The sequence below is a fragment of the Pleomorphochaeta caudata genome, assembly GCF_055395745.1.
In genome coordinates, this window is record NZ_AP042458.1 from 1950665 (window position 1) to 1972499 (window position 21835).

Sequence of the window (21835 nt, forward strand, 5' to 3'; positions counted from 1 at the left end):
ATAGGAGTTATTAATGTTATTTGCAGTGGATATCGGAAATACAAATATAGTAATGGCTGTTCATGATGGAGCATCATGGATTAACATCTGGCGTATTCATACTGATATCCATAAAACAACAGATGAATATTTTGTTTTGCTCGAATCTTTATTAAAAAATTGTGATCCACAAAAATATGATATTACTGATGCTGTGATTTCATCGGTAGTTCCAAATTTAAATAGAGCTTTAGAAAAAAATGTAATAAGATTATTTAATATTAATCCAATAATAATTAACCATGATTTAAAAACTGGATTAGTTAGAGAAAGCATTCCTGTTGAGTTAGGTTCTGATTTGCTTTGTAATTTGGCTCAAGCTCATAATCTTTATCCAAATAAAGCGGTTATGGTAGTAGACTTTGGTACTGCTTTAACCATGAGTTGTGTAAATAGTAAAGGCGAGGTAGAAGGTGTTGCGATAACCCCAGGTTTAATTACTGCAGTTAATGCTTTGTTTGGTAGTACAGCACAATTACCTCAAGTTCAATTAAAAGCTCCTGAAAAAGCTATGGGAAGATCCTCCGATTGTTCAATTAGATCAGGTATTATGTTTGGTTATGCTGGTTTAGTTGAATCTATGATTGATAGAACTGAAAAACAATTGGGTGTAAAACTTCATGTTATTGCTACTGGTGGACTTTCTTCAACTATCTCTTCTTTAATTCCAAGAATAGATGAAATAGAAATTAATCAGACTCTCGATGGCTTAAGATATATAGCTTCATTGAATAAGATAAATAATTAAATATTTTTTATATAACTTATATACAAAAAAAGTATACTTAATAATATTTTTAATATTAAAAAGTATACTTTTTGTATTATTTCTATATAGTAATTAAATTATAAAACTACCTTCGTTTATAACAGTTAATTCCCCAATGGAAATTCTAGTAAATACATCACCAATAGGAATAGAAAGTTTGACTAATGATTGGTTAACTTTAATATTATCTAAGTTAGTATCTTCATCAAAATTACGTAAAGAATCTTCCATTGCTCCCCCTAAAATAATTGAGGAAGTGTGTTCTAATGAGAATAGAGGATGAGTTCCTTTATTTATATATTTTGATTCAATGGATTCTTCATCATTTAGTACTATAGCAGAAACACATCTCGCATTTTCATCTGAATTAAAGAAAGCGTTGAGTGCTTCTTTTCCTTCTTCAGCATTAAAAGATACAACATATCCATCTCTGACATTGAAAGTAGCATTTCTAACTAAAGATCCAAAAAGAATAAAATCTCTTGAAGCTTCAATGTGTCCATTAAAGGAGTCTTTTTCAATATTGGTATGAATATTTTGAGATGGTAAGAAATTATAGAAACTTCTATTATTATTTAAGGTAATATAATTTGAAGCCCAATTAGCACCATCAATTATTGAAGCTTGGAATTTTGATGTTCTGTTTTTAAAAATTACAGTTTTATCTTTAATTGAATTTAATTCCTTGATTCTATAATCTAGTAAACAGGATTGATTAACCCAATATTGAATCATATTTTCATTATCAAATCTTAATAGTTTAGCAAAATAAGCTAAAACTTCATTTTCACTTAAAACACCAAATGCATGTTCAACAAATTTCTTTGAAGGGTATGCAACAATAGTCCAAGGTATAGCAATGCGTCTTTTTAAATCTATAGGTTCACTTAGAAGCCCAAATTTACTTATATCGATAACACTTTTATTCAAAGAATCAGGTTCTTCGTCGCTTAAATAAATAAATTTATCTAAATCTAGTATTCTGCACATAATTTGAGTTTTCACTTGTGGTTTTTGAATATCTAATAAATCCGGTTCAACAGGAACTGATTGTGTTACTTTTCCCTCTTCAGTTACTACAATAGTAACAGGGAGATTTGTAATCTTTGTAGCGAATTTAGCCAGGTCTAATGCAAAAGAGTAGGTAGACTCTTCTGAGTTTATAGATAAAAGGTCTCCTGAGGTCAGATTTAACTGGCTAAAACATATTAATTTTGAAAATTGTAAATCGAAATTTGTCATGAAAGATAATATAACAAAAAAAATTATAATTGTGCAGATGTAGGCCAAATATATATTGAAAAAAAAATAATAAAAAATATCGATAAAAAAATATAGAACACCCTTGCACAAAAAGAAATTGAATGTTATTGTATGACCGTGAACGAGAGTGAACGTATCGTTTATTTAAGGTAATTAGATTATTAATTGCTAATTATATTGAGTAAAATGCTATTTAATGTGATTAGTAGTATATAAAATGTAGAAATAAGAAAATTAAAATTGATTTTACTAAGATAAGTAATTTATCGTAAATCAGAGGAGACGGAATTATGGGTATTATGGGTTTTTCAATTCCAAGAGAAATTTATTATGGTGAAAATGCTTTAAGTAAGTTAGCTGAATTAAAAGGTACAAAAGCTGCTTTAGTAACTGGTGGTACATCAATGAAAAGATTTGGCTTCTTAGATAAAGCTGCTGAAATCTTAAAAGAAGGTGGAATTGAATCTATCGTTATTGATGGTGTTGAACCAAATCCTTCAGTAAAGACTGTATTACGTGGTGCAAAAGCTATGCAAGACTTTGAACCAGATTGGATTGTAGCAATTGGTGGTGGTTCTGCATTAGATGCAGCAAAAGTAATGTGGTGCTTCTATGAACATCCAGATCTAAAATTCGAAGATATTATCGAAGTTGGTTCTATGCCTGCATTAAGAAACAAAGCTCGTTTTATTGCTATCCCTTCAACAAGTGGTACAGCTAGTGAAATCACAGCTTTCTCTGTAATTACTGATCCAGAAAATCATATCAAATATCCTATCGTAGCTGGCGATATGGTTCCAGATATTGCTATCTTAGATCCAGCTCTACCAATGACAATGCCTGCTCACATTACAGCAAATACAGGTATGGACGTTATGTGTCACGCTTTAGAAGCTTTAGCATCAAATGCTGCAACAAACTTCACAGAACCTTATGCAATTAGAGCAATTGAATTAGTAAAAGAATATTTACCAATAGCATTTGCTGAACCTAAAAATTTAGATGCTAGAGAAAACATGCATGAAGCTTCAGCTTTAGCTGGTATGGCATTTACTAATGCTTCATTAGGCTTAGTTCACTCTTTAGCACACAAAATTGGTGGTGAATTCGGTGTAACACACGGATTGGCTAATGCAATTTTATTACCATATATCATTGACTTTAACAGACAATTTACTGACAGATATGATTACATTGAACAAATTCTAAAAGTTGAAGATGTAGCACAAGTAATCAGAGACTTAAATGTTAAATTAAACATTCCTACTTGTTTCAAGGATTGTACTGAAGTTGATTTCAATGAAGCAAAATTCAAAGAAGTATTAGATAGAATGAGCAAAAATGCTTTTGCTGACCCTTGTACTTTAACAAACCCTGGAACTCCTACAGTTGCTGATGTAAAAATGATTTATGAATCAGCATACTATGGTACTCCAATTAAGAAATAATTTGACGTAAGTATTATTTAGATGTATTTTAGGATGGTTAAACAAAAGTTTAATCATCCTATTTTTTTTGCTATAAATTTTAAATTAGCAATATATAAAGTGAATTGAATGTTTAGATTAATTTCTCTTCTAAGCTAAATTAGATTTGATTTACAAGCAGTTATTCTTAATTTAATAAAATTATACATTTTACTGAGATAAGTCATTATTGGCTGTTTCTATAGCTTTATGAGAAAGCTATTAAAAATAAAAAAATCACTACTAAAAAGTAGTGATTGATGTTGAGCGCCATATGGGAATCGAACCCACGTTATCAGCTTGGAAGGCTGGAGTAATACCATTATACGAATGGCGCATATTTCTCATTTGTTAATAAGTAATTTATATCGCTAATCAACGATTGAGATATTATAAAAACTTAGTGCTTAGGTCAAGTGGTTTTGTAAAAAAAAATGTAAAAGTTTAATATTATACCTTTAATTACATGTTTTTATTTTAGTTATTGAATCCAATAGCATTGACATTCATATCCAAATAAGTATTTATATAGGTAACAATAAATTTAAAATTATTAATTCGAAATTAATAATTAAGCGAGGACTAATATGGGACAGCGTGGTGAAGTTTTTTCAACAAGTATGAAAAAAAATGATAGAACATACTTTTTTAACGTAAAAGAAAATGTTTATGGCGATTTATATTTAAATATCGTAGAGAGTAAAGGCGATGCAGAATCTAATAGATATATTAGACAATCAGTTTTAGTATACCAAGAAGATATGGGAGAATTTGTAAGAGAATTCCAAAAATCTTTAGATTTTATTAAAAAATATTCTAATAACAAAAATAAAAATTAAAACAATTCAAGTTGTTGATTTTCAACTTTTTTAAACGTGAATGTTTTTCTATGAATAGGGGATAGTCCAAATTTTTCAATCATCTCTCGATGATATTTAGTTGGATATCCCATATGTTTTTTAAAGCCATATTGAGGCCATTTTTTATCGCAAAATTGCATAAAATTATCTCTACTAACTTTAGCTAAAATTGAAGCTGCCATAATTTGTGGATAAATTGAATCTCCTTTTACAATAGCTTTTGTCTCAATATTTAAACTTGGTGTTTTGTTTCCATCAACTAGGGCTAAATCAATTTTATTATTAAATTTCTTTTCAACAAGATTATATGCTTTTTCCATAGCTCTCATGCTTGCCCATAAAATATTTAATTCATCTATTTCTTTTGGTGTACACCAAGCTATAGAATAACAAGTTGAATATTTAACTATAGCTTCATAAGCAGTTTGTAATTGTTTTTTATTTAATTTTTTGGAATCATTCAATAATTCTATTGGAAAGTTTTTAGGTAAAATACAAGCACCAGCACAAACAGGTCCAGCTAAAGGGCCTCTACCGGCTTCATCTAAGCCAATTATTATTTTATTTTTTTTATTGTTTGATGGTCCTTCTATTTCTTCAAATAAAAATTCTTTCATAGACTTTCCTTATATTATTTTAAATAAATATTATCATAAGAAAATAATTTGTGAAATCATATATTTTGATATTATAATAATATTATATTTATCAATTTTACTATTGTTATTATATAATAATACATATAAATTACTACAATTATTATATAATATATTAAATATAATTATTTATGTATAATAATTGTTAATTGATATAATGAAATGTATTAAAGTATTAATTTGATAAAATATTGAAAATTGATTATTATATGTTATTATTTATTAATATTATTTGAAAATAGGTTGGTGCTATTTTGTTTTTAAAAAGTCTTGAATTAATAGGATTCAAATCATTTGCTGATAAAACTAGGATAGATTTTTCTGATGGGATTACAAGTTTACTAGGCCCAAATGGTTGTGGAAAGAGTAATATTGTTGATGCTATCAAATGGGTTTTAGGAGAACAATCTACTAAAACTTTAAGAGCCGGAAAAATGGAAGATGTAATTTTTAATGGTTCTGATAAAAGAAATCAAATGCAAATGGCTGAAGTTATATTAACCATTAATAATGAAGAGGGACATTTAAATCTTGATGTAAACGAAATAGAAATAAAGAGAAGAGTCTTTCGTTCTGGTGAAAGTGAATATTATCTAAATAAAAGTAGAGTTTTATTAAAAAACATTAAAGAAATGTTTTTTGATACTGGTGTTGGTAAAAGTGCATATTCAATATTAGAACAAGGTAAGATAGACCAAATATTATCAACAAGGCCTGAAGATAGAAGATATATTTTTGAAGAAGCTGCTGGTATTTCTCGTTATAAACAACAAGGAATTCTTGCTCAAAGAAAAATAGAAAGAACAGAAGAAAATATAGCACAAGTTGATACAATTTTAAGAGAAGTAAAAAGAACTTATGATTCAAAGAAAAACCAGGCTGCAAAATGCCTTAAATATAATGATTTAAATAAAGAGAAATTTAATCTAGAAGTTGAAGTTCAGCTTTCAACTATTAAATCATATTTAATGCTAAAAGAAGCTAAAGAAAATAGATTAAGTACTTTAGATCAAGAAATTCAAAATCAAAGTGTAGCTTTAAGTGGTTTAGATACAGTAATTAGTGATATGCAGGATGATTTAAAAAGTCAAACTTCTAAAAGAATTGAAATTCAAACAGAATTAAAGCGTCTTGAAGAACAACATAAAGGTAAAACAGATTTTATTGAATTGTTGAATAGATATTATAAAGAAGCATTAATAAGTCAGCAAACATCTTTTGATAAGGCAAAAGCTCTAGAAGAGAAATTACTAGTTAATGAAGAAGAAATAAAAGAAAAGTATAGTAAAATTGAAAAATATAAATCTGAAGCAAATGAAATTGAAGCAGATATTAATAAATTAAATAAATCATACGAAAGTGCAAAATCTTTAATAATAAAACAATCTCAAGAAATAATAGATCTTGAAAATAAAGTTGAAGATTATGAGAAAAAATATGACTCTCTCTCTCTAGAATTAAATGAAATTACTGATGCTATTGTTGTTCAGCTTGATGCTAAGTTAAGAGATAGTGGTTATAGTATTAATAAGAGAAATGAAATAAAAACAAAAATAGAAAATAAATTAAATCATATTATTTCATTAATAGAGAATCAAAGAGATTTAATAAATCAATTATCAACATTAGACAGCCAAGCTATTGCTAAGCAGGTTGAGAAAAATCAGAATAGTAATTTAAAAAATCTTTTAGAATTAAAAGATTATATAGGTGAATATGAAAATTCTATTCCAACTTTTATTGATGATTTTATCAAAGAAGATGGAGTTGTTTTTAAAAAGCATGAATTAGATAAAAGAATTTTAGAAAATAGAAATACTGTAAATATCTGTAGAAACCAAATAGGTTATCTTAGAAATGATAATCAAAAATTGAATTCTCAGTGTGATGATTATAAAGATAGCATAAATGAATTGAGAATCATGCTAGAACAAGTTAATGGAAACGTTAATGAAAATAAAGTTGCAATTGATGCAATGAAAAGATCAAATGATGAATTAAAACTTGAATATAATGATAGATTAATAGAAGCTAAAAGTGCTGCCCAAAAAGCAAGCAATCATCAAGAAAATATAAGATTAACAGAACAAGAGATGGAAGAAATTGCTCAAAATGGTATTGCTTTATCTCAGCAATTAGAAGAATTAATTGAAATTATTGAAGAAAAATCCAATCAAATTTCCATGAAACAAAATCAAAAAAATTCTTCTTTTGATACTGTTAATAAATTAAGAAGAGAAAAAGATCAATCTGAATTACAAATTCAATCAATAAAAGAAATGGTTGAACAGATTCATAATAATTTCTTTGAAACATATAGTAGAAATCTTGCAGAATTCGAAGATAAATTAAAACAAGAATTAGAAGATCCGAAGGTATTAAGAAATAAACTTGAAGAAGTTAAAAAAGATATATTAAAATTAGGTTATATTAATCAAATGGCTCAAGATGAATTTGAAGAAGCTAAAGAGCAATATGATTTTTTAACTTCCCAAATTAATGATTTAATGAAAGCTAAGGCGGATTTAGAGAATGTTGTTTCTAGAATTACTAATGAAAGCGAAGAACGTTTTCTAGCCACCTATAAACAAATATCTGATAATTTCCAATTAATGTTTAGAAGATTATTTGGTGGAGGTAGAGCTGAACTAAAATTATCTGATCCAGATAATATTTTAGAAAGTGGTATTGAAATTCTTGCTCAACCTCCTGGTAAAAAATTAACAAATCTTTCTTTACTAAGTGGTGGAGAAAGATCAATGACAGCTGTAGGTTTGCTTTTTGCAACTTATCAAGTAAAGCCAAGTCCTTTTTGTATACTTGATGAAATAGATGCAGCATTAGATGATAGAAATATTGGATTCTTTTTATCTGTTTTAGAAGAATTCTCTAAGGATAGCCAGTTTATTATTATTACCCATAATAAACACACAGTAACCGGAAGTAAAACTTTGTTAGGTGTAACACAAGTAGAAGCCGGAGTTTCAACCACTGTAAGCTATAAAATTGGGGTAGAAGAAGGATCTCCAGTAATACTTGATACTAATGATCAAGAGGTACACGTTTAGTTGATTACCTTGACATTTTGACTTTGATTAATGTATAAGTAGCAATGAAATCCAAAAAATATGAGTAAGATATGTTTGAATCAATAAGTGAAAAATTTTCTTCAATTATGAGAGATATTTCTGGAAAAGGAAAAATTTCAGAAAAAAATATTGAAGAAGCAGTAGAGCAAATAAAAATAGCATTATTAGATGCTGATGTTAATTTAAGAGTAGTAAGACGCTTTATAAATGGAACTAGAGAAGAAGCTCTAGGTGAAAAAGTTTTAAAAGCGGTTAATCCAGGACAAATGTTTACCAAAATCGTTTATGATAGAATGGTAAATTTATTAAGTGACGAAGAACATCAAGAGTTACAATTAAAAGGGCCGGATACTACAACTACTATACTTATGATGGGGCTTCAAGGTAGTGGTAAAACAACTACCAGTGCCAAACTTGCATTAAGTTTAAAGAAAAAAGGACGCCGTCCAATGCTCGTTGCATCAGACTTAGTTCGTCCTGCAGCTGTAACTCAATTACAAGTATTAGGTGAACAAGTTGATGTTCCTGTTTTTGCAATTGATGGTTGTAAAGATCCTGTTAAAGTTGCAAAAGATGCATTATCTTATGCTAAGAAAAATCAATTTGATGTTTTAATTGTTGATACATCAGGTAGAATGCACTTAGACGAAGTATTAATGCAAGAGATTCAAAATATTTCTAAAGCAATTAATCCAGATGAAACTTTATTTGTTGCTGATGCAATGACTGGTCAAAATGCAGTAACTATTGCTAAAGAATTTGAACAAAAAGTTGGAATTTCTGGTGTTGTATTATCAAAATTTGATTCAGATACTAGAGGTGGTGCTGCGCTATCCTTAAGAAGTGTAGTTGGTAAACCAATTAAATTCATTGGTAGCGGTGAAAAAATGGAAGATTTAGATCCATTTTACCCAGATAGAATTGCATCTAGAATTTTAGGCATGGGGGACGTTGTTTCTTTAGTTGAAAAAGCACAAGAAACAATTGACGAACAAGAAGCTCTAAAATTACAAGAGAAGATGAAAAAGAATACTTTTGATCTTCAAGATTATCTAAATCAACTAAATCAAATGGATAAAATGGGTTCCATGGATAAATTAATAGAAATGATTCCTGGTGCAGCTGGTCAAGTATCTGCTGATGACATTCCATTAGATGAATTAAATAGAGAAAAAGCTATAATTCTCTCAATGACTCCACAAGAAAGAGCTAACTATAGACTTATTGGTCCAACCAGAAGAAAAAGAATAGCAAAAGGTAGTGGTGTTAGTGTTGCTCAAGTAAATAGACTTATTAAAAAGTTTGAAAAAATGAAAAACACTATGAGAAAATTAACTAAAAATAAAAAATATCAAAAAATGTTACAAAAACAGATGGGATATTAGAAAAACATCAGATAAATTGCGATAAATTATGGTTTCGCCTTGATTTATTGTTGATAAAAATGTAATATCCTTAATTTGTGAACGGTTATAGGGTAATCTTGTTTTTTTGAATTAAAAAAACGAATGTTATCCTTTTGTGTGTGAATATTTATTTAAATCAAAAGTTGATTTAAATATAACTCATATAGAAGCTATAGAAATTCGAGTAGGAGGAATTATCGTGAGCGTAAGCATGAGACTAAAACGATTTGGTTCCAAGAAAAGACCTTATTATAGGATCGTAGTAATGGATTCAAGATCTGCTAACAAGAGTACAACTCTAGCAGAAGTTGGCCAATATCACCCTGTTGAAAACAAAGAAGAACAAGTTGTTCTTGATGTACCAGCAGTAAAAGATTGGCTAGTTAAAGGTGCACAACCAAGTGCAACTGTACGTGCGTTATTAAACAAACAAGGCGTACAAGTTTCTAGAACTAATCAAGAATAATAAAGAGGATTAGTTGTGGAAAAAGATCTTGTTGAATACATTGTAAAGTCACTTGTTGATTTCCCTGATGATGTAACTGTTAACGTGATTGAAGGCGAAAAGTCTACAATTTTGGAACTTAAAGTTGCAACAGAGGATATTGGTAAAGTGATCGGCAAGCAAGGCCGTATAGCAAAAGCAATTAGAACCATCCTAAGTGCTACAGCTACTAAAGGCGGTAAGCGTGCTGTTTTGGAAATTTTGGATTAATATATGGAAAAACTCGCAACGGCTATCATCCAGACATCTTATGGTCTAAAGGGTGAGGTGAAGGTCCGCCCATTCAATGATGATTGCTCTTACTTAAATAAAATAAAGCAAGGAATTATCCGCTTGAAGGATGGCCGCGAGCTAACATATGGAATTGAAGGATTTCGAAAGAGTGGTAGTCAAGTGTATATGAAAATTTCTGGAATAGATGATCCAGAATCAGCAAAAAAACTTGCTGGCGCTACACTTTTTGTTCCAAGAAGTGAGGCTGCTCCTCTTAAGAAAGGTGAATATTACATTTCTGATTTGCTAGGTTGCACACTTATGCATGAAGGAAAACCAATGGCTAAAGTAGTTAATTACTTTGATGGACCTCAATCAATTTTATTAGAAGTTGAAGATAAAGATGGCAAAACATTTTTGGTACCGTTAATGGATCAATATGTTGGTGAGGTTTCAATTAAGGAAAAGACTATTGAATTGTTGGCGCAATGGTTATTGGTATGAATATAGATGTAGTAACACTATTTCCTGAAATTGTTCAAGGTTTCTTTTCGAACTCAATCATGAAAAGAGCTGTAGAAAACGGTTTTATTACATATAACATGGTTGATTTTCGTAACTTTGCTGAAGATAAGCATTTAACTTGTGATGATTCTCCATATGGAGGAGGCGCAGGAATGGTGCTGAAACCCGAGCCGCTGTGCAAGGCCCTCGAGAGTATTAAGGCAAATGAAAAGCGGGTCATATATGCTTCTCCGTCCGGGAAAAAGCTTACTCAAGCCCTTTCACTAGAGCTTAGTAAAGAAGAAAACTTAGTTTTTATTTGCGGACATTATGAAGGTGTTGACCAACGGGTAATAGACCTGTATGTGGATGACGAGATTAGTATTGGCGATTATGTAATTTCTAGTGGAGAAATTTCTTCCTTAGTTATTATAGACTCTATTTATCGTTTGATAGATGGCGTAATTAGTAGCGAATCATTAGAAGAAGAAAGTTTTAGTGATGGACTATTAGAATATCCCCAGTACACTAGGCCAAGTGTTTTTAATGGTTTAGAAGTCCCAGAAGTTTTACTTAGTGGGAATCATAAAGCTATAAAGCAATGGCGTTTAGAGAAAAGGTTGGAAAAAACTAAAAAAAACCGACCTGAGCTTCTAGAAGAAAAATCTTTGGATTTGGAAGCTAGAAAGACTTTAGAAGAACTCAGAAACAGAGCAAAGAGGACCTAAAAATGGATTTAATTAAAGCTATTGAAGCAGAGCAGATGAAAGAAAACGCTGAAAATTTCAACGTTGGTGATACTGTAAAAGTATTTTTTAAGATTATTGAAGGCACTACAGAACGTATCCAGGTATTTGAAGGCTTGGTTATAGCAAAGAATAATAGTGGTATTAGTCGCACATTTATTGTTCGTAAAATCTCCTACGGTGTAGGTGTTGAAAGAATTTTCCCATTACATTCACCACGTGTTGAGAAGATAACAGTTGTACGTCGTGGACGTGTTAGAAGAGCTAAACTTTATTACATTAGAGATAGAGTTGGTAAAGCTGCAAAAGTTAAAGAACTTATTACACGTAAAAACAAATAGTTTTTTCTTGTTTTATCTGAAATTATATAAAAGGATGACAAATGTTTTGTCATCCTTTTTTAATTCCCCATATTTTTTTATTGCTTAAAATGCAAATATTCAGTATTTTTTTATTAGGAGATATTTATGGAACCTGTCAAACAACCTATTGGTGAAAAGCAAAATAAGAAACACAAAAGAAAAAGAGGAAAGTCTCAATCTTTGAAAGCTAAAAAGAAAAATAATTCAGGAAAAGATTTATTGCCTACTCAAGGCAAAGTCACTCCTAAAAGTTCTCTTCCAGCAGTTGATATAAAGAAAATTAAAGAACCTTTTGTAAAATGTGGTTATTGCGATAAAGTAATTAAAAATATTGCAAATGCTATTAAAGGCGATAATTGTTATTATCACTTTGATTGTGTATTAGAAAAAATTAAAGAAGATTATAAAGTAACCGATAAACAAAAAGTTAGTTATATTGGTAGAGGAAGTTTTGCTATTATAGAAAATGATGCTGAAGGCAAAATGAAATTTGTTGAAACAATACAAATTGAAAATCCTCAACAATTTGACGAGATGAAAAAATATATAGAGGAAATTAAAGAATGATAGCTATGCTTCCAGGATCTTTTGATCCACCAACATTAGGTCATATTGATATTATAGAAAGAAGTGCTAAAATGTATGATAAACTATATGTTGTTATAGCTGATAATATACATAAAACTACTTTGTTTAGTGCAAATGAGAGAAAAGAAATGCTTCAAGAAATTTTAAAAGATAATAAAAATATTGAAGTAGTAATTCATAATGGATTAGTTGTTGATTTTGCACGAAAAAACAAAATAACTATAATGATTAGAGGTGTTAGAGCTTTAGTTGATTTTGGTTATGAATTTGAATTGGCTATGACAAATAAACAGTTATATAATGACTTAGAGGTATTATTTATGCCAACTAGTCCTAATTATTTCTTGCTTAGATCTTCAGCTATTAAGGAATTGGCTTTCCATGGGGCTGAGATTGAAACTATGGTTCCTCCAATTGTAGCAAAGAAAATAAAGGAAAGATATAATGATTAAATTGGAATCATCTGATAAGGCAAAAAAACTAAGGAAACAATTTTCTGCGAAGATTGATTCTTGGAATATGACAGTTTTGGATGCTTTATCTATGCTTTCACTTTTTACTAGTGCTTTATTTGCCGTAATTAGTATTATAAATTCTAGTAAAGCTATTACAATATATTTTTCTTTAACTTTTATGGCAATTTTTATTGTATTCAAATTTGTCAAAGATTTTCAAATAGCAAAGGATAGTACTAAAACAAGTTTGTACAGTATTATTTTTTGGATACTGTTTGTTTCATATATAATTCTTTTGAATTTATTCTTTTATCAAGATTTCCCAGGCTATCTTTTTGCAATGGTTCAAATTTTGATAGGTCTTGTTTTTCAATTAACTTTTTTCACAACAATATCTTTAACTACATTTTTTACTGTAGCTTATTTACTTATTGCCTATTTTATTAAATCTGATGTGCTTGGAACACAAGAATTATTAATGGTTATTACTTCTTATGTCTTTGTATTATTAGGTTCAAATATTATTTGTGGAACTAGAGAAGTTGAATTAGAAAATTTATCAAGATTGGAGAAATTATCTACTCAAGATTCTTTGACAAAACTATTAAATAGAAGATCAACTCAATATTTAATTGATTCTCATTTAGCAGAAAATGCTAAAGGCTATCTTATAGTAATTGATGTAGATAACTTTAAGAATGTTAATGATAGGCAAGGCCATTTAATTGGAGATTTAGTTTTAAAAGACTTATCTAATAAATTATATGATTTAGCTCCTAAAAATTCTATTGTTGGTAGAATAGGGGGAGATGAGTTTGTAATATTCTTAGTAAATGATTCTAAAGCTGAAGCAGAGGATTTTGTTACAAAAGTTAGAAATGAGTTTAATGATTTAGTTAAAGATACAATTGACGAACAGATTTCTTTATCAATTGGAATTTCTCATGTAAAAGAAAAAGATACTTTTGATTCAGTTTTTGCAAGGGCAGATTTAGCTCTTTATGATGTAAAATTAGCTGGTAAAAATAGTTATGTATTTTATGCTTCAGATGAAATTGAATCAGATATTCCAACAATGTTAATTGTTGACGATACTTTTGTTGCGAGAAGACTCCTTAAAAGTTATTTTGAGAAATCGTTTAATATACTTCAAGCAGAAAATGGTCGAGATGCTTTGAAGATTTTATCACATCATCCTAGTGTATCTATTATCCTTTTAGATATGAAAATGCCTATAATGGATGGATCAAAATTCTTAGAAATTTATAAAAAAGATTCTGTTTTGATGCAAATCCCAGTTGTTGTTATATCGGCTGATCAAAGTTATGAAGCTGAAGCACTAAGTATGGGTGCAAAAGATATGATTGTTAAACCGTTTGATGTTGATATTGTTAAAATGCGTATTTCAAATGTATTAGAGAACTCTAAACAGCGAAAAAAATAATTTATTTGAATATATATCTTGACTTATGATTAATGAGCGTCCAAACTTTATACAAGGATGTAAAAATGAGAGATCAAACAATTTTTTGGATAATAATTAGTATTGTTAGTTTTATTATTGAATTATTAACGCCAACATTCTTTTTCCTTTCAATAGCTTTTGCAGGAATTTTTGCTTGGTTAGTGTCGTTGATTTCAAATTCGATAATAATTGAAATTGTTGTATTTCTAGTTTTCTTTTTTATTTTTTTCTATTTCCTTAGACCGGTGTTATATAAAAATAAAAAGGATAAATTCAATAGTGAATTATTAATTGGACAAAGTTTTTATGCTAATGCTGATATAGATGATAAGCAGGGAACAATAATAATTAATGGTTCATTATGGCAAGCTAGAAGCGAAAACTCCCAGTTTATTAACAAAGGAGAAAAAGTATCAATTGTTAGAATTGATGGTAACAAACTCATTGTTACAAAGGAAATATAATGAATGGAATTATTATTTTAATTGTCATTGTTGTAATTCTAACATTTTTCTTAGGTGTTAGAATTGTTCCAGAAGCTAAAGCTGTGATTGTTGAGAGATTAGGGAAGTATCATAGAACCTTATCTAGTGGTTTTAATTTGGTTATTCCTTTTTTAGATAAATCAAAGACAGTTCCAGAATTAAAAGCTGTAGTTGATAAAAAAAATCAAAATATACCACAAATTGTTGTTACAAATACAAAATTTATAGATTTAAGAGAACAAGTTTTGGATTATCCAAAACAGAATGTAATTACTAAAGATAATGTAACTGTTGCAATCGATGCAGTAATATATTTTCAAGTAATTGAACCAAAACGTTCAATATATGAGATTGTAAACTATCCAATTGCTATAGAAAAATTGACACAAACAACACTTAGAAATGTTATTGGTGAATTAGAATTAGATGAAACTTTAACAAGTCGTGATACAATCAATAGTAAATTACAAGTAATTTTGGATGAAGCTACTGATAAGTGGGGTATTAAAGTAAATAGGGTTGAATTGCAAGACATTATTCCTCCAGATGATATTAAAAAACAAATGGAGAAACAAATGAGTGCAGAAAGAGAAAAAAGAGCTTCAATATTATTTGCTGAAGGTGAAAAACAATCTGCAATATTAAGAGCTGAAGGGGTTAGAGAATCTCTTATAAATAAAGCTCAAGGTGAAAAGCAATCTTCAATTTTAAGAGCCCAAGGTGAAGCTAAGGCAATCGAAGCGGTTAGAGCAGCATTTGATACACAAGATAATTATTTGCAATATTTAATTGCAATGAGATATATAGATACTTTTAAAGAAATGGCAACAGGTAAGGATGCAAAATTAATTTACATGCCTTATGAAGCTAGTGGTGTTTTAAGTTCTTTAGGTGGTATTAAGGATTTATTTGTAGAAAAAGATGTTTTAAATGTAATAAAGCCTAAAAATTAATATTTACCTTTGAAAATTAATTTAATTTTCAAAAGAAAACTGTTTATTATATTTTTTGTTTGCTAAATAATTAATCTTAATATATTATTTCTTATATATAGGTGAAAAGTTGTTGACGTTTTGTTACTATTTCGTTATTCTTCTCAAAGCGTCAACAAAAAAAATCATCTAATTTAAGAGGTATAAAATGGCAACACCTAAATATAAAACTTCAAAATCTAAAGCTGCATCAAGAAAAGCTGCGAATATGAAGCTTCAAGCACCTACATTGACAGTATGTCCTACATGTAGTGCAAAGATTCTTCCTCATCGCGTTTGTCCAAAATGTGGTTTTTATCGCGGTGAAATGGTTATTGATACCAGCGATAAGTAAGAGACATAGGAGCTAATCATGGATAATAAGACTTTTGATCAAGTTAAGCAATTAATTGCTGAAAAAATGGAAGTAGAACCATCTAAAGTAACATTAGATGCTTCTTTTAGAAAAGATCTAGGAGCTGACAGTCTAGACACTTACGAATTAATTTATGCTATTGAAGAAGAAATGGGAATTACTATCCCTGACGAAAAAGCAAATGAATTCGAAACTGTTAGAGATGCTGTTGAGTATCTAGATTCTCAGCTAGACTAAGGACTGTTTTTCGATGACAGAAGCTAAAGTCGGAGTAGCTCCCTCAATTTCTCATAAGAGAAGAAGGGAGCTTTTAAATTTTATCGAAAAACTGGGAGTAAAAATTAATGATTTAAATTTATTAAATCTTGCTTTTACTCATCGTTCCTTTGCTCACGAATGCCCTGTTGTAACAGATAATAATGAACGCTTAGAATTTTTAGGTGATTCAATTTTGGGTTTAACTGTTAGTAATTGGCTATTTGTGAATCTTCCTGCAAAACATGAGGGCGATTTTTCAAGAATAAAGAGTGCTGTAGTAAGTGAAGACTCATTATTCCAAGTTGCACAAAAGCTAAAAGTCGGCGATGTTGTTTTGGTAGGGAAAGGCGAAGGCCATTCAGGTGGTCGTAAAAAGAAAGCTATCTTATCTGATTGTATGGAAGCTATTTTTGGTTGTATCTATTTGGATCAAGGTTTTGAAGTCGCAAAAGCTACAATTGAAAAATTGATGGTTCCACAAATCTTTGCTTTCTTAGATCATAAAATTGTTCGAGATTATAAAACAGCTATACAAGAATTTTGTCAAAAATCTTGGAAAAAGGTTCCTTTATATACATTAGATAGAACTGAAGGTCCAGATCATTGTAGAACATTTTATGTTAGCGTTAATTTGAATGGTAAAGTATTTGGGCCGGCTGCAGGCAAGAATAAAAAGACTGCACAACAAGCGGCCGCAAAGATTGCATATGAACAATTAATTGAGAATAAATATTAATTTAAACTTTTATAGTAATTATGTGCTATATTCAAAAGGGTATCTCTCTCATTTAATTTTGGATCATCTAAAACAGCGTTTAATAGATAATTCAAGATTTGTGAAAATAGAGGCCCTTTTTCTATGCCTAATTTAATTAAATCTTGGCCGTTTATAGCTAAATCCTTTAAGGATAATGCTTCTTGTTTTTTAATTATTGTTTCAATTCTTTGTTCTAATTCTCTAACACTTTCCCAACTAGCTTTATCAAATGTTGCTAATTGGTCGCACATTCTAAGTAAAAACAAATCGTTTATATTATCATATCCGACTCTATTAATAAATCTTTTTACTGCACCATCACTCCAAAAAGGTTGGTAATTAAACATGTGGTTTTGAACTAGATTACATATATAATCTATTTGTTGGTTTGAAGCTTTTAAGCGAGTTAAAACTTCTTTTGCTATTTTTGCTCCAATTGTTTCATGATCATAGAAAGAGTATGATTCTTGATTATATCTTGAATGTCTAGTTGGATCTAATTTTTGGGTATTTGCTTTTCCTAAATCATGGAATAGTGCAGCTAATCTTATTTCTAAAGGATACTTTAAATCCGCCGCAGCTTGAATACTTTTTAGGGTATGTGTATAAGCATCAAATTTATGATACCCACCTTGTTTGATACCTTTTAATTTAGAAAGTTCTGGTAAAATTATCTCTAAAATTGAACATTGATCTAGTAATTCTAATCCTTTAGTCGGATTTTGACCATTGATTAGTTTAAATAGTTCATCTTTGATTCTTTCTTGACTCACATTTTTAATGTTTTCTGATTTCTCTTTCATTGCTATAAGAGTATTTTCTTCAACATCAAAATTAAGTTTCGAAGCAAATCTACAAGCCCTCATTATTCTAAGTCCATCTTCTTCGAATCTTTGTTGCGGAATTCCAATAGCTTTAATAACTTTTTTCTTTAAATCATTAATGCCGTTATGGTTGTCTATAATAATTCCATTAGTTGCATCTGCAGCTAATGCATTAATTGTAAAGTCTCGTCTTTTTAAATCTTCTTCTAAGCTTCTTACAAATTCTACTTTCTCTGGTCTTCTGCCATCTTTATAATCAAACTCAGTTCTGAAGGTTGTAACTTCATAACTATTGCCATTAAACATAACTGTAACAGTTCCATGTTTAATTCCAGTAGGGATTGTAGTTCTAAAAATCGAAATAACATTTTCTGGAGTAGCATTTGTTGCAAAATCATAATCGTCGTTTTCAATGTTTAAAATATAATCTCTTACAGCTCCTCCAACTATATATAAATCATAACCATTTTCTTTAAAAATGGATGCAAATTGTTTTATTGTTTTATTTATTGGTAGATGTTTCATAGCTTTAAATTATCCTTACTTTTTATATGAGTCAAGCTCTTTAAATAAGTTCTTCAATTGGTTGTCATTATTTCAAATTTAGCATAGAATAGCATAAAATAAGTTTTCATTTCTAGGAGTTGAAATGTTTGATCCAATAGATACAAAAGTCGACTTTCCGAAAGTCGAAGAACAAGTTCTCTCATTTTGGGAAAAGGAAGATGTGTTTGCAAAATCCATCGAACAAAGACCTGAAGATAATCAGTTTGTTTTTTATGATGGCCCTCCTTTTGCAACTGGTTTACCACACTTTGGACATTTAGTTCCAGGTACAGTAAAAGATGTAATTCCAAGATACCATGCAATGAAAGGCCAAAGAGTATTAAGAACCTTTGGTTGGGATTGTCATGGATTACCTGTAGAATATGAAATGGAAAAGAGCCTTGGTATTAGTGGTCATAGCGCTATTGAAGAATATGGTGTTGCAAAATTTAACGAAGATTGTCGTTCAATTGTTTTACGCTTTACAAGTCAATGGAAAAAAACTATTACTAGAATGGGCCGTTGGGTTGATTTTGATAATGGTTATAGAACTATGGATAAAGATTATATGGAATCAATCTGGTGGGTTTTCAAAACTTTATATGATAAAGGATTAATCTATCAAGGTTATAATATCCTTCCATATAGTCCAAAATTAGCATGTCCTTTATCTAACTTCGAAGTTAATTTAGGTGGTTATAGAGATGTTGTTGACCAAGCCATTACTGTTAGATTTTTAATGGATGGTACAACAGATACATATTTCTTAGCTTGGACTACAACTCCATGGACTCTTCCTTCTAACTTAGCTTTAGCCTTAGGTCCAGATATCGATTATGTTAAAGTTAAAGATGGTGATGAATATTACATTTTAGGTAAGGATAGACTATCTCATTATTATAAAGATGAAGATTCTTATGAAATAGTTGAAGAATATAAAGGCCGTGATTTAGAAGGTTTACGTTATTCTCCATTATTCCCTTACTTTGCTGACTTAAAAGAACAAGGTGCATTTGTTACTGTTTTAGGCGATTATGTTACTACTGAAGATGGTTGTGGTATTGTTCATACTGCAAGTGGATTTGGTGAAGATGACTATAATGTTTTAAAAGGTACAGGTATTCCTGTTGTTTGTCCAATTGATGATGAATGTCAATTTACAGAAGAAGTTCCTGATTTTAAAGGAAGATTTGTAAAGGATACTGATAAAGATATTATTAGTTGGTTAAAAGAAAGAGGATTGTTAGTTAAGAGAGAAAATTACTTACACTCATATCCTTTCTGTTATAGAACAGATATGCCATTAATTTATAGAGCTATGTCTTGTTGGTTTGTAAATGTACAAAAAATCAAAGACACAATGCTAGCAAGTAATGAAAAAATCACTTGGGTTCCATCTCACCTAAAACATGGTAGATTTGGTAAATGGCTAGAAGGTGCAAGAGACTGGGCTATTTCAAGAAATAGATTCTGGGGTAATCCAATTCCAGTTTGGAAGTGTGATAATTCTGATTATATTGAAGTTATCGGTTCTGTTGCTGAATTAGAAGAAAAGAGTGGTGTAAAAGTTGATGATTTACATAAGCATTATGTTGATGATTTAACATGGCCAAGTCCAGATGGAACAGGTACTATGAGACGTATTCCTGATGTACTAGACTGTTGGTTTGAATCAGGTTCAATGCCTTATGCTCAACATCATTATCCATTTGAAAATAAAGAACATGTAGATAATAATTTCCCTGCAGATTTTATTTGTGAAGGTTTAGACCAAACAAGAGGTTGGTTCTATACATTAACAATTATTGCTTCAGGTTTATTTGAGTCTCCAGCATTCTTAAATTGTATTACTAACGGTATTGTTCTTACTAAAGAAGGTAAGAAGATGAGTAAGAGAGATAGAAACTATACTGACCCAATGGAAGTTATTGATAAGTATGGTGCTGATGCTCTACGTTTTGCTCTAATGAATAGTGCTGTAGTAAAAGCTGATGATTTGAAATTCAGTGAAGATGGTGTTAAAGATGTAATTAAGACTTTCTTACTTCCAATTTATAATGCTTACTCATTCTTTGTTACTTATGCTAATATTGATAATTATGAACCATCATCAACACCTTTTGAAAAACTAGAAAATCCACTTGATAAATGGATTATTTCTACCACACAAGGTTTAATTCAAAATGTTACAGAAGCTTTAGATTCTTATGATATTCAAAAAGCTGCTGGCATAATGGTTAGCTTTATTGATGATTTAAATAACTGGTACATCAGAAGAAGTAGAAGAAGATTCTGGAGAAGTGAAAATGATAGCGATAAGAAGATGGCTTATGATACACTTTATTATGTATTGTTAACTGTTGTAAAAGTTGCTGCACCAGTAATACCTTTCTTAACAGAATCAATTTATTTGAACTTAAGAACTGAAGATATGCCAATATCAGTACACCTTTGTGATTTCCCTGAATATAATGAAGCTCAAAGAGACTTAACATTAGAAAAACAAATGAGTCTTACAATGAAGTCAATTAACATGGGAAGAAGTTTACGTAGTGCTCATAACTTGAAAACTCGTCAACCTTTATCAAAGGTATATTTAGTTGATAGAAGCGAAGAAGATAGAGAAATCTTAAAATCAATGGTTGATATCATCTCAGAAGAATTAAATGTAAAAGAAGTCTTAATTCAAGCAGATGAATCAGAATTAGTTGATTATAGTGCTAAAGCAAACTTTAAAGTTTTAGGTAAACAATTAGGCCCTAAGATGAAAGAAGTTGCAGCCTTAATTATGAAACTTTCTTCACAAGAGATTGCTTCAATTCTTGATGGTAATACTAAGGAATTAGAATATTCTGATGGTACAATATCATTAACTGAAGCTGATATCATGGTACAAAGAAGTGAAAAAGCTAATTTGAAAGTTGTTAATGAAAATGAACTAACTATTGGTTTTGATACAGAATTAACAGCAGACTTACTTAAAGAAGGTGTAGCTAGAGATATAGTTAGAGCTATTCAAACTTTAAGAAAAGATAAAGACTTTGATGTAAGTGATCATATTTCTATTAATTATGATGGTGATTCAAATATTGATACAGTATTTGAAGAATATAAAGATTATATCTTAAATGAGACTCTTTGTGATTCATTAACTAAAGTAACATTATCAACTGATGAAATTGAAGTTGGTGATAATATAGTTAAGATCGATATTGCAAAATTATAAAAAGGT

General features: G+C 29.6%; 22 protein-coding genes and 1 tRNA gene. 19 read left to right on the plus strand and 4 right to left on the minus strand.

Annotation, left to right across the window (positions count from 1 at the left end; genetic code table 11):
* The first annotated feature begins 13 nt into the window (after positions 1 to 13).
* Positions 14 to 787 (plus strand): type III pantothenate kinase, encoded by a 774-nt coding sequence (locus ACZ5RS_RS09095; protein WP_464634639.1) that lies wholly within the window; start codon positions 14 to 16, stop codon positions 785 to 787.
* Positions 788 to 880: 93 nt separating this feature from the next.
* On the opposite strand, the gene ACZ5RS_RS09100 is transcribed toward ACZ5RS_RS09095, so the two are convergent.
* On the minus strand, positions 881 to 2050 hold the full coding sequence (locus tag ACZ5RS_RS09100) for an aminopeptidase (RefSeq protein WP_464634641.1): 1170 nt from the start codon (positions 2048 to 2050) through the stop codon (positions 881 to 883).
* 311 nt (positions 2051 to 2361) lie between these two features.
* Between ACZ5RS_RS09100 and ACZ5RS_RS09105 the strand changes: the two genes are divergently transcribed.
* Positions 2362 to 3519 carry an iron-containing alcohol dehydrogenase gene (locus ACZ5RS_RS09105; protein WP_464634644.1) on the plus strand — a complete coding sequence of 386 codons (1158 nt, stop codon included), beginning with the start codon at positions 2362 to 2364 and terminating at the stop codon, positions 3517 to 3519.
* Between the two features lie 284 nt (positions 3520 to 3803).
* Here the strand turns inward: ACZ5RS_RS09105 and ACZ5RS_RS09110 are convergent.
* A tRNA-Gly gene (locus ACZ5RS_RS09110) sits at positions 3804 to 3874 on the minus strand.
* A gap of 250 nt (positions 3875 to 4124) precedes the next feature.
* Between ACZ5RS_RS09110 and ACZ5RS_RS09115 the strand changes: the two genes are divergently transcribed.
* The gene (locus ACZ5RS_RS09115; protein WP_464634646.1) at positions 4125 to 4376 is read left to right on the plus strand and encodes a DUF3276 family protein; all 252 of its coding nucleotides are present in this window, start codon (positions 4125 to 4127) and stop codon (positions 4374 to 4376) included.
* Here ACZ5RS_RS09115 and ACZ5RS_RS09120 read toward each other — a convergent pair.
* Positions 4373 to 5014 (minus strand): ribonuclease HII, encoded by a 642-nt coding sequence (locus ACZ5RS_RS09120; RefSeq protein WP_464634648.1) that lies wholly within the window; start codon positions 5012 to 5014, stop codon positions 4373 to 4375. The genes ACZ5RS_RS09115 and ACZ5RS_RS09120 overlap by 4 nt on opposite strands.
* A 293-nt stretch (positions 5015 to 5307) precedes the next feature.
* On the opposite strand from ACZ5RS_RS09120, the gene ACZ5RS_RS09125 reads away from it, so the two are divergent.
* The 15 genes from ACZ5RS_RS09125 (at position 5308) to rnc (ending at position 17212) form a co-directional block, all read left to right on the plus strand.
* Entirely contained in the window at positions 5308 to 8121 is a 2814-nt protein-coding gene (locus ACZ5RS_RS09125; RefSeq protein WP_464634650.1) for a chromosome segregation SMC family protein, read from the plus strand.
* A 71-nt stretch (positions 8122 to 8192) separates the two neighbouring features.
* Positions 8193 to 9527 carry a signal recognition particle protein gene (gene ffh / locus ACZ5RS_RS09130; RefSeq protein WP_464634652.1) on the plus strand — a complete coding sequence of 445 codons (1335 nt, stop codon included), beginning with the start codon at positions 8193 to 8195 and terminating at the stop codon, positions 9525 to 9527.
* Positions 9528 to 9759: 232 nt separating this feature from the next.
* Positions 9760 to 10014, plus strand: a complete 255-nt coding sequence (rpsP, locus tag ACZ5RS_RS09135) for a 30S ribosomal protein S16 (RefSeq protein ID WP_464638953.1) — start codon at positions 9760 to 9762, stop codon at positions 10012 to 10014.
* A gap of 15 nt (positions 10015 to 10029) precedes the next feature.
* On the plus strand, positions 10030 to 10263 hold the full coding sequence (locus tag ACZ5RS_RS09140; protein WP_464634654.1) for a KH domain-containing protein: 234 nt from the start codon (positions 10030 to 10032) through the stop codon (positions 10261 to 10263).
* Positions 10264 to 10266: 3 nt separating this feature from the next.
* Complete coding sequence (gene rimM / locus ACZ5RS_RS09145) at positions 10267 to 10770, plus strand: ribosome maturation factor RimM (protein ID WP_464634656.1); 504 nt, start codon at positions 10267 to 10269, stop codon at positions 10768 to 10770.
* Entirely contained in the window at positions 10767 to 11498 is a 732-nt protein-coding gene (trmD, locus tag ACZ5RS_RS09150; RefSeq protein WP_464634658.1) for a tRNA (guanosine(37)-N1)-methyltransferase TrmD, read from the plus strand. Before rimM ends, trmD begins: the two co-directional genes overlap by 4 nt.
* 2 nt (positions 11499 to 11500) lie before the next feature.
* Complete coding sequence (gene rplS, locus ACZ5RS_RS09155; protein ID WP_464634660.1) at positions 11501 to 11857, plus strand: 50S ribosomal protein L19; 357 nt, start codon at positions 11501 to 11503, stop codon at positions 11855 to 11857.
* 126 nt (positions 11858 to 11983) lie between these two features.
* Complete coding sequence (locus ACZ5RS_RS09160) at positions 11984 to 12445, plus strand: hypothetical protein (protein WP_464634662.1); 462 nt, start codon at positions 11984 to 11986, stop codon at positions 12443 to 12445.
* Complete coding sequence (coaD, locus tag ACZ5RS_RS09165; protein ID WP_464634664.1) at positions 12442 to 12918, plus strand: pantetheine-phosphate adenylyltransferase; 477 nt, start codon at positions 12442 to 12444, stop codon at positions 12916 to 12918. The genes ACZ5RS_RS09160 and coaD overlap by 4 nt, the downstream gene beginning before the upstream one ends.
* Positions 12911 to 14365, plus strand: a complete 1455-nt coding sequence (locus ACZ5RS_RS09170) for a diguanylate cyclase domain-containing protein (protein WP_464634666.1) — start codon at positions 12911 to 12913, stop codon at positions 14363 to 14365. The genes coaD and ACZ5RS_RS09170 overlap by 8 nt, the downstream gene beginning before the upstream one ends.
* Positions 14366 to 14430: 65 nt before the next feature.
* Complete coding sequence (locus ACZ5RS_RS09175) at positions 14431 to 14850, plus strand: NfeD family protein (protein ID WP_464634668.1); 420 nt, start codon at positions 14431 to 14433, stop codon at positions 14848 to 14850.
* Complete coding sequence (locus tag ACZ5RS_RS09180) at positions 14850 to 15824, plus strand: SPFH domain-containing protein (protein ID WP_464634670.1); 975 nt, start codon at positions 14850 to 14852, stop codon at positions 15822 to 15824. Before ACZ5RS_RS09175 ends, ACZ5RS_RS09180 begins: the two co-directional genes overlap by 1 nt.
* A gap of 187 nt (positions 15825 to 16011) precedes the next feature.
* The gene (gene rpmF, locus ACZ5RS_RS09185) at positions 16012 to 16197 is read left to right on the plus strand and encodes a 50S ribosomal protein L32 (protein ID WP_464634672.1); all 186 of its coding nucleotides are present in this window, start codon (positions 16012 to 16014) and stop codon (positions 16195 to 16197) included.
* Between the two features lie 18 nt (positions 16198 to 16215).
* Positions 16216 to 16455 carry an acyl carrier protein gene (gene acpP, locus ACZ5RS_RS09190; protein ID WP_464634674.1) on the plus strand — a complete coding sequence of 80 codons (240 nt, stop codon included), beginning with the start codon at positions 16216 to 16218 and terminating at the stop codon, positions 16453 to 16455.
* A gap of 13 nt (positions 16456 to 16468) precedes the next feature.
* Positions 16469 to 17212: a ribonuclease III gene (gene rnc / locus ACZ5RS_RS09195; RefSeq protein WP_464634676.1), complete on the plus strand. Its 744-nt coding sequence runs from the start codon at positions 16469 to 16471 to the stop codon at positions 17210 to 17212.
* On the opposite strand, the gene ACZ5RS_RS09200 is transcribed toward rnc, so the two are convergent.
* Positions 17209 to 18582, minus strand: a complete 1374-nt coding sequence (locus ACZ5RS_RS09200; protein ID WP_464634678.1) for a CCA tRNA nucleotidyltransferase — start codon at positions 18580 to 18582, stop codon at positions 17209 to 17211. The genes rnc and ACZ5RS_RS09200 overlap by 4 nt on opposite strands.
* A gap of 124 nt (positions 18583 to 18706) precedes the next feature.
* Here ACZ5RS_RS09200 and ileS point away from each other — a divergent pair, with 124 nt between their 5' ends.
* Positions 18707 to 21829, plus strand: a complete 3123-nt coding sequence (ileS, locus tag ACZ5RS_RS09205; protein WP_464634680.1) for an isoleucine--tRNA ligase — start codon at positions 18707 to 18709, stop codon at positions 21827 to 21829.
* Positions 21830 to 21835: the final 6 nt, after the last annotated feature.